The following is a 12,282-nucleotide window of genomic DNA, read 5'->3' on the forward strand; positions in this document are numbered from 1 at the left end:
CAGCACTATACAACAACTATTATATATTCACTATAACTTCAACAAACAGGTACTATGTCAAAGTTAAGATTCAGAGTAGTAGAGGCCGCTTTCGAGAAAAAGGCAGCAGAAGTCCCGGCGTCAACCGAAAGGCCGGCAACTTATTTCGGTTCACTCGTTTTCAACCGGCAGAAAATGTTTAAGTATCTTCCCGAAAAAGCGTATGCTAAATTGATAGACTGCATCGACAACAACGCACCGCTAGACCGCGAAACTGCCAACGCCACAGCAGCAGGTATGAAGAAATGGGCACTCGAAATGGGCGCAACCCATTACACACACTGGTTTCATCCGCTGACCGAAGGAACAGCCGAAAAGCATGATGCTTTTGTAGAACACGACGGAAAAGGAGGCATGATAGAAGAATTCTCTGGTAAACTGCTCATACAACAGGAACCGGATGCATCCAGCTTCCCTAACGGCGGTATCCGTAATACATTCGAAGCCCGTGGCTACTCAGCCTGGGATCCGTCATCACCAGCCTTTATCGTAGGCGATACACTTTGCATACCAACAATCTTCATTGCTTATACCGGAGAATCGTTAGACTATAAAGCTCCTCTGCTAAAAGCCTTGGAAGCAGTAAACAAAGCTGCAGTAGACGTCTGTCACTACTTCAACGAAGATGTCAAAAAAGTATACTCTTATTTAGGTTGGGAACAAGAATACTTTTTGGTTGACGAAGGTTTATATGCTGCACGCCCCGACCTGCTACTGACCGGCCGCACCCTGATGGGACACGAAAGCAGTAAAAACCAACAGCTTGAAGACCATTATTTCGGTGCTATTCCGACTCGTGTAATGGAGTTCATGAAAGATTTGGAGATAGAAGCGCTCAAGCTGGGTATCCCAGTAAAGACGCGTCATAATGAAGTTGCTCCAAACCAATTTGAGCTAGCTCCTATTTTTGAAGAATGCAATCTGGCTAACGACCACAATCTGCTTATTATGGCATTGATGCGTAAGATCAGTCGCAAACATGGCTTCAGGGTGTTACTTCACGAAAAACCATTCAAAGGAGTAAACGGTTCAGGTAAACACAACAACTGGTCGCTGGGTACCGATACCGGTATTTTACTGATGGCTCCAGGCAAAACTCCTGAAGACAACCTGCGTTTCATCACCTTTGTAGTAAACGTGCTAAAGGCTGTATATATCCACAATGCCTTGCTAAAAGCCAGTATCTCGTCCGCTACCAACGCCCATCGCCTAGGAGCAAACGAAGCACCTCCGGCAATTATCTCCAGCTTTCTGGGATCACAGCTTTCTGCCGTATTAGATCATCTGGAAAAGAGCGACAGCGAAAACTTCAATCTAGCCGGCAAACAGGGAATGAAATTAGATATAGCCCGTATACCCGAACTGCAGATAGATAATACAGACCGCAACCGTACTTCGCCATTTGCCTTCACCGGAAACCGCTTTGAGTTTCGCGCAGTAGGCTCGTCTGCCAACTGTGCATCTGCCATGCTAGCTCTGAACGCGGCCGTAGCCGACCAGTTAAAACATTTCAAGACAACTGTAGACACAAAAATTGCAGAAGGTAAAGACAAATTTACAGCTATTATAGACCAACTTCGTAAAGACATTAAAGAGTGCAAAGCAATCCATTTCGACGGCAACGGATATAGCGATGAATGGAAAGCCGAAGCAATCCGCCGGGGATTGGATTGCGAAACCAGTGTACCTCTTATCTTCGATGCCTATCTGAAAGACAGTAGTGTAAAGATGTTCGAATCTACCGGCGTCATGACTCGCAAAGAACTTGAGGCCCGCAATGAAGTAAAGTGGGAAACATACACTAAAAAGATACAAATAGAAGCTCGTGTACTAGGCGATCTGGCCATGAACCACATCATCCCGATGGCCACGAAATACCAATCTTCCCTGATTGACAACGTATACAAAATGAAAGATTTATTCCCAACCGAAAAAGCAGTGCATCTGTCGTCGAAGAATCTTGAAATCATTGAAGACATTGCCAACCATACCATCTTCATCAAAGAAAAGGTAGACGAAATGGTAAATGCCCGAAAAAAAGCCAATAAAATAGAGAATGAACGCGAGAAGGCTATAGCATACCACGACACGATTGTCCCTATGCTGGAAGCCATACGCTATCATATCGACAAACTGGAGCTGGTGGTAGACGACCAAATGTGGACCCTACCCAAATACAGGGAGCTATTATTTATCCGCTAGCTTTATTCGACAAGTCTAAGAAACAAAAAGAGACTATTTCTTCGAATAGTCTCTTTTTACAAAGCGTTGATAAACGCTTTCCATAAATTATCATCAGGCACAGGAGCCTCTATTCTTATACTTTCTTTGGAAACGGGGTGAATAAACTCTGCACTACGGGCATGCAGACTGATGCCTCCATCTTTATTGGAACGATCGAAACCATATTTCATATCTCCTTTAATAGGGCATCCCATCTTTGCCAACTGACAACGTATCTGATGATGGCGGCCGGTTTTCAAATCTATTTCCAGCAAATAATAGTTATCCGAATGAGCTATTAATTTATAATGAAGAATTGCTTTCTTCGAATCAGGTCGCTCAACATCATAAGCAAAACTTTTATTCTGCTTTTCATTGCGAACCAACCAATTCACCAACTCACCTTCTTCCGCCGGAGGACAATTTTTCACTATTGCCCAATATGTTTTTTTCACTTGGCCGGTGCGGAACATTTCATTCAGCCGTGCAAGCGCTTTGCTGGTTTTGGCAAATAAAACAACCCCGCTGACAGGGCGGTCCAGTCGATGAGCTACACCAACAAAAACATTTCCGGGTTTACAATACTTCTCTTTCAGCCAAGCCTTTAGCAAGTCTGAAAGAGGAGTATCACCGGTCTTATCTCCTTGAACAATCTCGCGGCAGGTTTTATTTACCGCAATGATATGATTGTCTTCGTAGATTACTTCCATATTACATATTCATTCCACCATCAACCTGAATAACCTGTCCTGATACATAAGAGGACATATCAGATGCCAGGAACGTAGCAATGTTAGCTACATCTTCAGGTGTTCCGCCACGGCGCAAAGGAATTTTCTTGCACCATTCTTCTCTTACATCTTCCGAAAGAGCGGCAGTCATATCCGTGATAATAAATCCCGGAGCAATCGCATTAGCACGAATACCACGAGAGCCCAATTCCTGCGCTATAGATTTAGCTAAGCCAATCATACCGGCTTTAGATGCAGAATAGTTGCATTGCCCTGCATTGCCATGAACACCTACAACAGATGCCATATTAATGATACTGCCCGAACGCTGTTTCATCATAATAGGTGTACAAGCGTGGATAAAGTTAAATGCAGACTTCAGGTTAACTGTCAAAACAGCATCCCATTGAGACTCGGTCATACGCATCATCAAGCCGTCCTTTGTGATACCCGCATTGTTTACCAAAATATCTATACGGCCAAAGTCTTTCAATATTTCAGCAACAATTGTATGAGTTTCTTCAAAATTAGCAGCATTTGAAGCATATCCTTTAGCTTTAACACCTAAAGCCTCAAGTTCTTTTTGTGTAGCCAAACCGTTTTCATCAATTACCAAGTCTGTGAAAGCAATATTTGCACCTTCGGCAGCAAACTTCATAGCAACCGCCTTTCCAATACCACGAGCAGCACCGGTTACGATAGCAACTTTTCCTTCTAATAATTTCATACGATTTTATTTTTAATCATTTAACATTTTATTAAACAAGCACCTGCAGAATATCCACCACCAAACACGGTAATACAAACCACGTCTCCTTTTTTGAAACCAGTAGCATTCTGAGCATATACCAATGCAGAACTTACAGAACCGGTGTTACCCAATTCTTCTATATTATGCAAAAACTTTTCTTCAGGCAGGTTTAATTGTTTTGCTATATTCGACATTATACGCATATTTGCCTGATGGCCTATAAAATAGGTAAGATCATCTAACGTATATCCATTCTTCTCTAATAGATATAATACATTCTTCGGCATATAAGTACAAGCCTGAATAAACACATCACGTCCTTCCGGCATCATAATACCGCCGTCACGCGGACGCAATTGCACACCTTCCGGTCCTTTACCCAGATGTCCAAGGCCTTGTGTAAAGATTTCCACAATCTGTGCATCATGTTCCGTCACACGTTCTTTTGAAATAAAAAACGCTGCAGCAGCATCCCCCCACAAATGGCCGGCCTTCGGATCTGTCTCATTATAATAAGCAGAATTTTTATCAGCCGAGATAATCAGAGCTTTCGTAGCCTTACCCATTGCAAAATATCCTTCCACAACTTCAAGTGCATTCACAAAAGAAGAGCAGGCAGAAGATAGATACAAAGCCTTTGCATTTACTATGTTGAACTCATGCTGAGCAATATGTGCAGCCGTTGCTACTGTATCGTAAGGCGAATATGAGGCGGCAACGATCAAATCTACTTCCGTAATGTCGTATGGAAGATCAGGAAGTGCATTTTTAATAGCTTCCAGCCCCATTGTGTTAATGTTCTCTTCGGGTTTAGCTTTAGACCTCGTTCTAATACCTGTGCGTTGTTCAATCCACTCACTTGTCAACCCATTTAATTCCAAAAAATGTTGGTTATGTACCCGTTCTTCGGGCACATAAAACCCTGTTGCGTTAATAAACATCTCTGGTTTTACTTTATCTTGATTCCGTTGAATATTAAGTTCATCACATTATCTCTTCTTTTAATCCGCTGATTAATATTATCGCCCATAATTCCCCGGATATAAGGGACTTCCAAACCTTTTAAAGCATGGTGCAGCACCAAAGCGGTAATATCAGTATCCGGCATCCGGAAGATTCCTTCTTTTACACCCGCATCCAATATCCCTTTGATAATCTCTATCTCCCGAATATCGAAACCTTTACGTACCTTTTCGACACGCCATATATCCCGGAAGAAATTAGCACGCAGCGTTCCGTTACGAAATACGAGTGCTTTTATTGCATCCAGACGAGTATAAATAAAAGTCATCAGTTTTTCATCTGCAGGCAAATCCTTACCGGCCACATCCAGAAGCATTTTATGCAACTGATCCAGCTCTGATTCGACTACAGCCAGATAAATTTCATTTTTGCTCTTGAAATACGTATATAATGTACGTCTTCCTTTCTTTGATGCATGTGCAATATCGTTCATCGTTGTGTTATCCACCCCCAGGCGAGCAAACAATTGTCTGGCCACATCCACCAACATGTCACGTGTTTTAGAAACTGTCATCGGCATTGTATTGCACATTTTGATTAAAACTGTGCGCAAAAGTACCGGAAAAATTATTAACTACCAAGAACAAAACTACATTTTATCGAAATAACCTACTACTCTATCAATCCAAACTGGCCTTTCCTTTTATCCTTTCTCCAAAAAACACGGCAAATTACTTGTTTATTAAAAAATATATACTACCTTTGCACTCGCAATCAAGAATGATATGTACCATATCGCGGAGTGGAGCAGTGGTAGCTCGTTGGGCTCATAACCCAAAGGTCGTAAGTTCGAGTCTTGCCTCCGCAACAGAGAAAGAGAGTGTCACAACAATATGGCGCTCTCTTTTTTTATCCCTCCATTACTTATTCAGGAACGTTTCTTTATGAATTCTTATTTCATAAGTATGTTTTTCTAATTTCATCAGGATGATTTGAAAAAAACATCCCGATGATTTGAAAATATGTGTTTTTCCTCTCAACTTTCCTTTTTGTGGCATGTTTATTGAGTATATACTAACGGATAGCATATAACGGAATTAACATATAATATTATGGCCTATATAGATTATTACAACATTTTGGGAGTGAACAAGGCAGCTTCGCAAGACGAAATAAAAAAAGCATACAAAAAACTGGCCCGCCAATATCATCCGGATTTAAACCCGAACAATCCTGACGCTCACCGGAAGTTTCAAGAAATTAATGAAGCCAACGAAGTTCTGAGCGACCCTGAAAAAAGAAAGAAATATGACCAGTATGGAGAAAACTGGAAACATGCCGACCAGTATGAAGCACAACAACAGCAATATCGCCAACAAAGGGCAAACTTTGGAGGTAATGGAGACGGTACATTCTGGTCGGAGTCAAGTGACGGAAGTGGTTTCTCTGATTTCTTTGAATCTATGTTCGGATCACGCAGCCGCGGAGGGAGCAATGCAAACTATGGCTTCCGGGGACAAGATTACACTGCCGAATTACGCTTGTCATTAACTGATGCTGCAAAAACACACAAACAGGTAATCACCGTAAATGGAAAGAATTTGCGTATCACCGTACCGGCCGGCGTGGCTGACGGCCAGACAATAAAACTGAAAGGACAAGGAGGACCCGGCATCAACGGGGGACCTGCCGGAGATTTATATATAACATTCGTCATTGCAGAAGACAACCGTTTCAAACGCGATGGCGACGACCTGTATGTAACAGTTCCTCTAAACCTGTATACTGCGATATTAGGAGGCGAACAGATTATTGATACATTGGATAGCAAAGTCAAGTTAAAAGTGAAGCCCGAAACTCAAAACAACACGAAAGTACGTTTAAAAGGAAAGGGGTTCCCCGTTTATAAAAATGAAGGGAAATTCGGAGATCTTATAATCACATATTCTATAGATATACCGACAAACCTGACAGAAAAGCAAAAGGAACTATTCAAAGAAATACAAAGTCTTAATTAAAACAGTAGTGTATTATGCAAACAGAACTAATTATTGTCAGTGAATACTGCCAGAAATGCCATATAGACCCTTCCTTTATTCTTTTATTGGAAGAAGGGGGCCTGATAGACATTAACATTGTAGATGGCGAAAGATACCTTTTATCGTCCCAATTAAAAGAGGTGGAACAATATACACGTATGTATTATGATTTGTCCATTAATATGGAAGGTATAGATGCAATTCACCATCTACTTAACCGTATGGAGACTCTCCAACACGAAATACATTCTTTAAAAAAGAGGTTACGCATATACGAGTCTCACAATTTCAATATTATTAACATGTAACAAAACGTTGCTAATCAATCCTTCCATTGCAAGTACAAGGAGTATTACACAAACATTTTGTAAATAAATTTGGATTGTATAATATCTTTACTACCTTTGCACTCACAATCAACGATGATTGTACTATATCGCGGAGTGGAGCAGTGGTAGCTCGTTGGGCTCATAACCCAAAGGTCGTAAGTTCGAGTCTTGCCTCCGCAACTTTTTGAAGAATAAGCACAAAAGGCAGCATACAGAAATGTATGTTGCCTTTATTTTTTATAGTAAATGAAATTCGGGGAGTGTATTTGTTTCCCAACATATACCTCCCCTAGCCTTATAACTACTATTTCATCATCTCTGCATCTCTTTGGTTATTTCCATGTTTTGACGCGCAAGTCTCGGGTTCTGGGGCAGATATTTACGAAAGAAGTTCATAGCTCCTTCCAGATCCCCATTCATCAGACACAAAACACCCCTGTTATTCCACGAACGCGGATCGTCGCCCGCCCCTTGCAGAAAATAACGGCCAGCTTCGACATCTCCCAAAGCAATAGAAGCTGCTGCCGCATTCAAGACGGCTTCCTTACAAGAAGGGAAACGGTAAGCTGCCAATTCATACACCTCGCGATACTGTTCGGTACCCGGACGGTACAAAGTTGCAACCTGCAACAATTCATCCAGACTTAGCTTATCGGGAGCACTATATACTTTCTGTGCCAACTCCGTCATATCCATACCCGATTGTTTGGAGGCAACCATTGCCTGCGACTTATAAGACACGGCCAGTTCCATACGGCGCAAACGCGAGAAGAAGTTCTTCTCAATATCTTTATATACATTGCCCTTGTCTAATGCACGTATCTGACGACGGCAACTATCAGCATCCTGACGCCCGTTTATAATAGCCAACACCTGGCGTGCATACGGCTTGCCCGATTTAGCTATAATCTTTGCCAGGCCGTCCCAGTCCTCGCCTACCCAATCGATGCTAATCATTCCGTTATCAGGAAACTTATACTGCTTCAGCAGATAGTTTTTGAATTGGATAGCACGGTTACCTGCCAGACGCTCATTTTCTTTGGTATTTCCATCGGGGGAGGCATAACCGGTAAGGCGAATCGACTCTACTTGGTTCCCTTGGCGGAGCAACGGCATCAATTGCTCTTTCAGCTTGGCCAGCTCCGCACGGTTATTTCCATAAGTTGGGTTTATGGTTATTCCGTTAGCCGGAAAGTCTATATATGCCGTCAATTGCTGTGTGGTAACAGCAGGCGTCATAACCGCCGTTTCAGGCTCTATATAATTAATCATACGGCTAAGCACAGAGGAGGCGTCTACCTGTACCATCGGTATCTCTTTACGGCGTACCAATCCGGATGCCTGCACGGCCAGGTCTCTCCTCTCTGTTACTTCCTGTTGTGGTATAAACTCCGATTGCGTCTCCACAGCCTGTCGCCCTGATCCGCACGAGGGTAATGCCATTAATAAAGCAAGCCCCGTTATATCTCCTACAATTTTCACCTTCATTATTTATCTATTTTTGTCTGTTGATCGACTCTAGCAAGAACTTACCCGGCCTGAACTTGACACTCATCCGTTGACGTATCGTACAAGGAGCTCCATTCTGGGGGTTTCGTCCGGGCCGTTCCTTTTGTTTCCAGGGAACCAATGAGCCAAATCCCTGAAGAGCAATCATACCGTCATTTCCCAGTTCTTCGCCTATAACTTCCATCAAAGAGCCAATAAAGCGGAGAGACTCCTGTTGTGTAATATCCATCTTCTCCGACAACGCATTTGCCAAATCTGTCTTATTCATAATCTATATATTTATGTTTGTTACTTTGTTATACTCTTGCGCCAACCTGTAATCTGCCGTCCGATGTCTTCCATCATCAATACAAGCTTGGCATAGCTGCCGGTATCTATTACCTTCAATTCATTGCACAGGCGTATTTCCAGTTTCAGGAATTCAAACTCGTCGACAAGCTGCATCAAATGCGGCGTCTTGTCTTGCGACACATTAGCACGGTAAATGCAGCGTGTAAGATTCATCGCATCCCGCCGTATATCCTGCATCAACGTATACTTGTATTCACGCGGGGCATGATGCGACACGGCGTAAATCATTTTAATCAACTCCACTGTCCGCAGATAAAGCGGTGTTTCAGTATGTAAAGCCATGATTCAATATTTCTGGACAATTATACCGGGCAGCATACACTTCCATGTATAAATCGTCGTAGTTTCCGGGAACCAGCCCGGCCTTTTTCTGACATCTCATAATATTTGCACATATATTCCGTACAGCCTGGTGGCGCAGCAACCGCACCTTCTCTTTCCGTACGATCTTCTCTGGGGTGAAATAATAAAGCTTATCCAACGCCGGAGAGAGCCACTCGCGCACCTTCTTCCGCAGGCTAAAACTATTATGGTGCCTCATAAGACCCAGATACGAATTAAGGCTCTGAAGGAAATGTTCTTCTTCATCATCACTGAGCGGACGACGGGAAGCTTTGTAGTTATACTCACCAATTGTTTTACGCATGCCTTTTATGGCGCGTTTGCCCGTCTTTATAGTCCGTCCCTTCACGATAGCGCCCACAAAGCGGACTCCTTTGGAATAATGTGTCAACCGTATCTTTTTAGGATGCAGGGTAAGCCCCAGTTCATCACGCAAGAATGTCTGAAAAACGGGTACCAGGCTTTTAAGGAAGTCCTTATCCTGATGTACCACAAAGAAATCGTCTACATACCGTCCATAGTAACGCAGTCGCAGTTTACTTTTGCAATAGTGGTCAAAGCTATTCAGGTAGAAGTTGGCAAACAACTGGCTCGTCAGGTTGCCGATGGGCAAGCCCAGTTCTTTGTTGCAGACAAACATGTCCAACTGCTTCGGCGCCTTGTCGCAAGGCATAGGCATACCGTTCATCGAGAAGAGGCTCTTGTCTTTAGGCAAGCCTTTCCACAGATGGCGGAACCCTTTTACATGCACCCTCGACACCGGATTATCCAAAGCTATCATATTAGTGAGATAGAGAATAGTCTCCAAATCGTCCCCTTTATACTTCTCTTTCAGGAAAGCATCCAGCTTGTTTGCCAGCAAGCGGCGGTCTATGTTCATAAAGAAGCCGCGGATGTCGCATTGCAGCACGTAGCAGTCTTCGGTATAGTTGGCGGAGCATTGGGCTATGAAACGTTTCAGGCGTTTCAACCCGAACAGTGTGCCTTTTCCTACCCTGCATGAATAACTGTCCAGTATAAACTCCTTTTCAAACAAGGGGTTTATGCGGGCAGCCAAATAATGGTGAACCACCCGGTCGCGGAAAGAGGCTGCAAACACCTCCCTCTTCACCGGCTGGAGCACTATAAAAGCATTTGAGCGTGATATCTTGTATGTACCCTCTTCTATCTCCTTATACAGGTTATACAAGTTGCTTTCGGCATCCACCTCGAAGTCCATCGCAACCGGTGTACGCCTTTTAGCCCGGCGACAATCAAGCCACGCTTCCACTAATGATTCAAAATCTATCTTCATTTCATCTACATTACATATTCTCTTATGTTCTATGTTCTCTCTTCATTCTTTAGACGGTCAAAACCTGACTATCATTAAGATTCTAAACAAGTCCCGGACACAGCGAACATAGCCATTGTTGTTGCTCGTGTTAGCGTTACTGTTATTGCCATTGCTAAAGTTCAATATGCAGCGTTTGCTGGCATTACTATTGTAGACCGAACTACTCCAGTACCAGTTGCTGATGAACGGTGAAGTTGCCACTTATAACTTACCTACCGGGGCATCCCGATGTAATCTTAACAGAACCTTTGCTCTGTGGGCAACCGGATTTATCTGAATCTTTACGCTACCCTGAGCCGTAACTGCAAGGTATTCTGAAGTTCAAACTGTTTATTACTTATATTTATTCACTCTCTTTTTCTTTCTAATCTGCCTCCACTGTCTAAAGATTCCCGACAAGTCCCGGACACAGCGAACATAGTTGTTGCTGTTGCTCGTGTTGTTGTTATTGTAATTGCCATTGCCGAAGTGCAATATGCAGCGGTTGCCGGCATTGCCATTCCAGACCGAACTACTCCAGTACCACTGGCTGAGGAACGGTATAGTTGCCACTTATAACTTACCTGCCGGGGCATCCCGGTGTAATATTTACAGAACCTCCGTTCTGTGGGCAACCGGATTTATCCGAATCTTTACGCTACCCTGAGCCGTAACTGCAGGGTATTCCGAAGTCCAGATTAGTTATTACTCTTTATTTTACTATCTCTTTATCTTACTCCTCCTCTTCTTTATTAGCTGGACTAACAGCTTGCAGACCCTTAATGAGTCCCGGACACAGCGAACATACCCATTGGTCCAGCTCGTGTTGTCGTTATTGTAATTGCCATTGTTGAAGTTCAACTGGCAGCGTTTGCCGGCATTACCATTGTAGACCGAACTACTCCAGTAGTACTTGCTGAGGAACGGTGTAGTTGCCACTTCTAACTTGCCTGCCGGGGCGTCCCGACGGAATCTTAACAGAGCCTCTCAGCCCTGTGGGCAACCGGATTCATCCGAATCTTTACACTACCCTGAGCCGTAACTGCAGGGTATTCCGAAGTCCAGATTATTATTAAATACTCTTATCTATTAATCACGTTATACTTTGTTTTCCTAAAAACCAAACATTTTTATGAGCGCCAACCTTAAATGAGTCCCGGACACAGCGAACATATTTATTGCTATTGCTCGTATTGTTGTTATTGTAATTGCCATTGTTGAAGTTCAATATGCAGCGGTTGCTGGCATTGCCATTGTAGACCGAACTACTCCAGTACCAATTGCTGATGAACGGTGTAGTTGCCACTTCTAACTTGCCTGTCGGGGCATCCCGGCGTAATCTTAACAGAACCTCTGTTCTGTGGGCAACCGGATTCATCCAAATCTTTACACTACCCCGAGCCGTAGCTGAAGGGTATTCCGAAGTCCAGATTAGTTATTTCTTTATCTCTTTTTACATCCTCCTCTTCTCTTTTTTAGCCGGACTAACAGCTTGCAGACTTTCAATGAGTCCCGGACACAGCGAACATAGTTGTTGCTGTTGCTCGTGTTGTTCCAATTGTAATTGCCATTGTTGAAGTTCAGTTTGCAGCGTCTGTCGGCGTTGCCATTGTAGACCGAACTACTCCAGTAGTAGTTGCTGATGAACGGTGTAGTTGCCACTTATAACTTGCCTGCCGGGGCTTCCCGG

The 12,282-nt window shown here is 43.3% G+C and carries 14 protein-coding genes and 2 tRNA genes; 5 read left to right on the top strand and 11 right to left on the bottom strand.

The features are described from left to right. Positions 1 to 54: 54 nt before the first annotated feature. Positions 55 to 2,241: a glutamine synthetase III family protein gene (locus ACYIB7_RS09540; protein WP_099465236.1), complete on the top strand. Its 2,187-nt coding sequence runs from the start codon at positions 55 to 57 to the stop codon at positions 2,239 to 2,241. Positions 2,242 to 2,297: 56 nt separating this feature from the next. Here ACYIB7_RS09540 and ACYIB7_RS09545 read toward each other — a convergent pair whose 3' ends face one another. Genes ACYIB7_RS09545 through ACYIB7_RS09560 form a run of 4 tightly spaced genes read right to left on the bottom strand, consistent with a single transcriptional unit; the run spans position 2,298 to position 5,287 of the window. Continuing rightward, positions 2,298 to 2,972, bottom strand: coding sequence for an RluA family pseudouridine synthase (locus ACYIB7_RS09545; protein ID WP_480336884.1), 675 nt, complete (start codon positions 2,970 to 2,972; stop codon positions 2,298 to 2,300). Position 2,973: 1 nt separating this feature from the next. Beyond that, on the bottom strand, positions 2,974 to 3,720 hold the full coding sequence (fabG, locus tag ACYIB7_RS09550) for a 3-oxoacyl-[acyl-carrier-protein] reductase (protein WP_099465234.1): 747 nt from the start codon (positions 3,718 to 3,720) through the stop codon (positions 2,974 to 2,976). A 20-nt stretch (positions 3,721 to 3,740) separates the two neighbouring features. Next, on the bottom strand, positions 3,741 to 4,685 hold the full coding sequence (locus ACYIB7_RS09555) for a 3-oxoacyl-ACP synthase III family protein (RefSeq protein WP_099465233.1): 945 nt from the start codon (positions 4,683 to 4,685) through the stop codon (positions 3,741 to 3,743). An 8-nt stretch (positions 4,686 to 4,693) separates the two neighbouring features. Further along, positions 4,694 to 5,287 (bottom strand): TetR/AcrR family transcriptional regulator, encoded by a 594-nt coding sequence (locus ACYIB7_RS09560; RefSeq protein ID WP_103982314.1) that lies wholly within the window; start codon positions 5,285 to 5,287, stop codon positions 4,694 to 4,696. Between the two features lie 216 nt (positions 5,288 to 5,503). Between ACYIB7_RS09560 and ACYIB7_RS09565 the strand changes: the two genes are divergently transcribed. The 4 genes from ACYIB7_RS09565 to ACYIB7_RS09580 all read left to right on the top strand — a co-directional run bounded on the left by ACYIB7_RS09565 (position 5,504) and on the right by ACYIB7_RS09580 (position 7,255). After that, positions 5,504 to 5,575: transfer RNA gene (locus ACYIB7_RS09565), tRNA-Met, on the top strand. Between the two features lie 244 nt (positions 5,576 to 5,819). Beyond that, on the top strand, positions 5,820 to 6,725 hold the full coding sequence (locus ACYIB7_RS09570; protein ID WP_103982145.1) for a DnaJ C-terminal domain-containing protein: 906 nt from the start codon (positions 5,820 to 5,822) through the stop codon (positions 6,723 to 6,725). Positions 6,726 to 6,739: 14 nt separating this feature from the next. Continuing rightward, the gene (locus tag ACYIB7_RS09575) at positions 6,740 to 7,054 is read left to right on the top strand and encodes a chaperone modulator CbpM (protein ID WP_099465230.1); all 315 of its coding nucleotides are present in this window, start codon (positions 6,740 to 6,742) and stop codon (positions 7,052 to 7,054) included. A gap of 129 nt (positions 7,055 to 7,183) precedes the next feature. Then, positions 7,184 to 7,255, top strand: a tRNA-Met gene (locus ACYIB7_RS09580). A 132-nt stretch (positions 7,256 to 7,387) separates the two neighbouring features. On the opposite strand, the gene ACYIB7_RS09585 is transcribed toward ACYIB7_RS09580, so the two are convergent. The 7 genes from ACYIB7_RS09585 to ACYIB7_RS09615 form a co-directional block, all read right to left on the bottom strand. Then, positions 7,388 to 8,563 (bottom strand): OmpA family protein, encoded by a 1,176-nt coding sequence (locus ACYIB7_RS09585; RefSeq protein WP_480336888.1) that lies wholly within the window; start codon positions 8,561 to 8,563, stop codon positions 7,388 to 7,390. A gap of 7 nt (positions 8,564 to 8,570) precedes the next feature. Beyond that, a complete protein-coding gene (locus ACYIB7_RS09590) occupies positions 8,571 to 8,852 on the bottom strand; it encodes an HU family DNA-binding protein (protein WP_099465228.1) in 282 nt (93 codons plus the stop codon). 20 nt (positions 8,853 to 8,872) lie between these two features. Continuing rightward, complete coding sequence (locus ACYIB7_RS09595; protein WP_099465227.1) at positions 8,873 to 9,217, bottom strand: four helix bundle protein; 345 nt, start codon at positions 9,215 to 9,217, stop codon at positions 8,873 to 8,875. Continuing rightward, positions 9,201 to 10,571, bottom strand: a complete 1,371-nt coding sequence (locus ACYIB7_RS09600) for an RNA-directed DNA polymerase (protein ID WP_146059433.1) — start codon at positions 10,569 to 10,571, stop codon at positions 9,201 to 9,203. The genes ACYIB7_RS09595 and ACYIB7_RS09600 overlap by 17 nt, the downstream gene beginning before the upstream one ends. Positions 10,572 to 10,946: 375 nt before the next feature. Further along, a complete protein-coding gene (locus ACYIB7_RS09605) occupies positions 10,947 to 11,165 on the bottom strand; it encodes a hypothetical protein (RefSeq protein ID WP_480336891.1) in 219 nt (72 codons plus the stop codon). A gap of 520 nt (positions 11,166 to 11,685) precedes the next feature. Next, complete coding sequence (locus ACYIB7_RS09610) at positions 11,686 to 11,970, bottom strand: hypothetical protein (RefSeq protein ID WP_480336892.1); 285 nt, start codon at positions 11,968 to 11,970, stop codon at positions 11,686 to 11,688. Positions 11,971 to 12,035: 65 nt separating this feature from the next. Continuing rightward, the gene (locus ACYIB7_RS09615) at positions 12,036 to 12,254 is read right to left on the bottom strand and encodes a hypothetical protein (protein WP_480336894.1); all 219 of its coding nucleotides are present in this window, start codon (positions 12,252 to 12,254) and stop codon (positions 12,036 to 12,038) included. Positions 12,255 to 12,282: the final 28 nt, after the last annotated feature.

The sequence above is a fragment of the Parabacteroides sp. KHUB-03 genome (assembly GCF_056640975.1).

Coding starts and splice junctions, on each gene's coding strand:
- ACYIB7_RS09540 (WP_099465236.1), top strand. CDS start 55: ATGTCAAAGTTAAGATTCAGAGTAGTAGAGGCCGCTTTCGAGAAAAAG.
- ACYIB7_RS09545 (WP_480336884.1), bottom strand. CDS start 2,972: ATGGAAGTAATCTACGAAGACAATCATATCATTGCGGTAAATAAAACC.
- fabG (WP_099465234.1), bottom strand. CDS start 3,720: ATGAAATTATTAGAAGGAAAAGTTGCTATCGTAACCGGTGCTGCTCGT.
- ACYIB7_RS09555 (WP_099465233.1), bottom strand. CDS start 4,685: ATGTTTATTAACGCAACAGGGTTTTATGTGCCCGAAGAACGGGTACAT.
- ACYIB7_RS09560 (WP_103982314.1), bottom strand. CDS start 5,287: ATGCCGATGACAGTTTCTAAAACACGTGACATGTTGGTGGATGTGGCC.
- ACYIB7_RS09570 (WP_103982145.1), top strand. CDS start 5,820: ATGGCCTATATAGATTATTACAACATTTTGGGAGTGAACAAGGCAGCT.
- ACYIB7_RS09575 (WP_099465230.1), top strand. CDS start 6,740: ATGCAAACAGAACTAATTATTGTCAGTGAATACTGCCAGAAATGCCAT.
- ACYIB7_RS09585 (WP_480336888.1), bottom strand. CDS start 8,563: ATGAAGGTGAAAATTGTAGGAGATATAACGGGGCTTGCTTTATTAATG.
- ACYIB7_RS09590 (WP_099465228.1), bottom strand. CDS start 8,852: ATGAATAAGACAGATTTGGCAAATGCGTTGTCGGAGAAGATGGATATT.
- ACYIB7_RS09595 (WP_099465227.1), bottom strand. CDS start 9,217: ATGGCTTTACATACTGAAACACCGCTTTATCTGCGGACAGTGGAGTTG.
- ACYIB7_RS09600 (WP_146059433.1), bottom strand. CDS start 10,571: ATGAAGATAGATTTTGAATCATTAGTGGAAGCGTGGCTTGATTGTCGC.
- ACYIB7_RS09610 (WP_480336892.1), bottom strand. CDS start 11,970: ATGAATCCGGTTGCCCACAGAACAGAGGTTCTGTTAAGATTACGCCGG.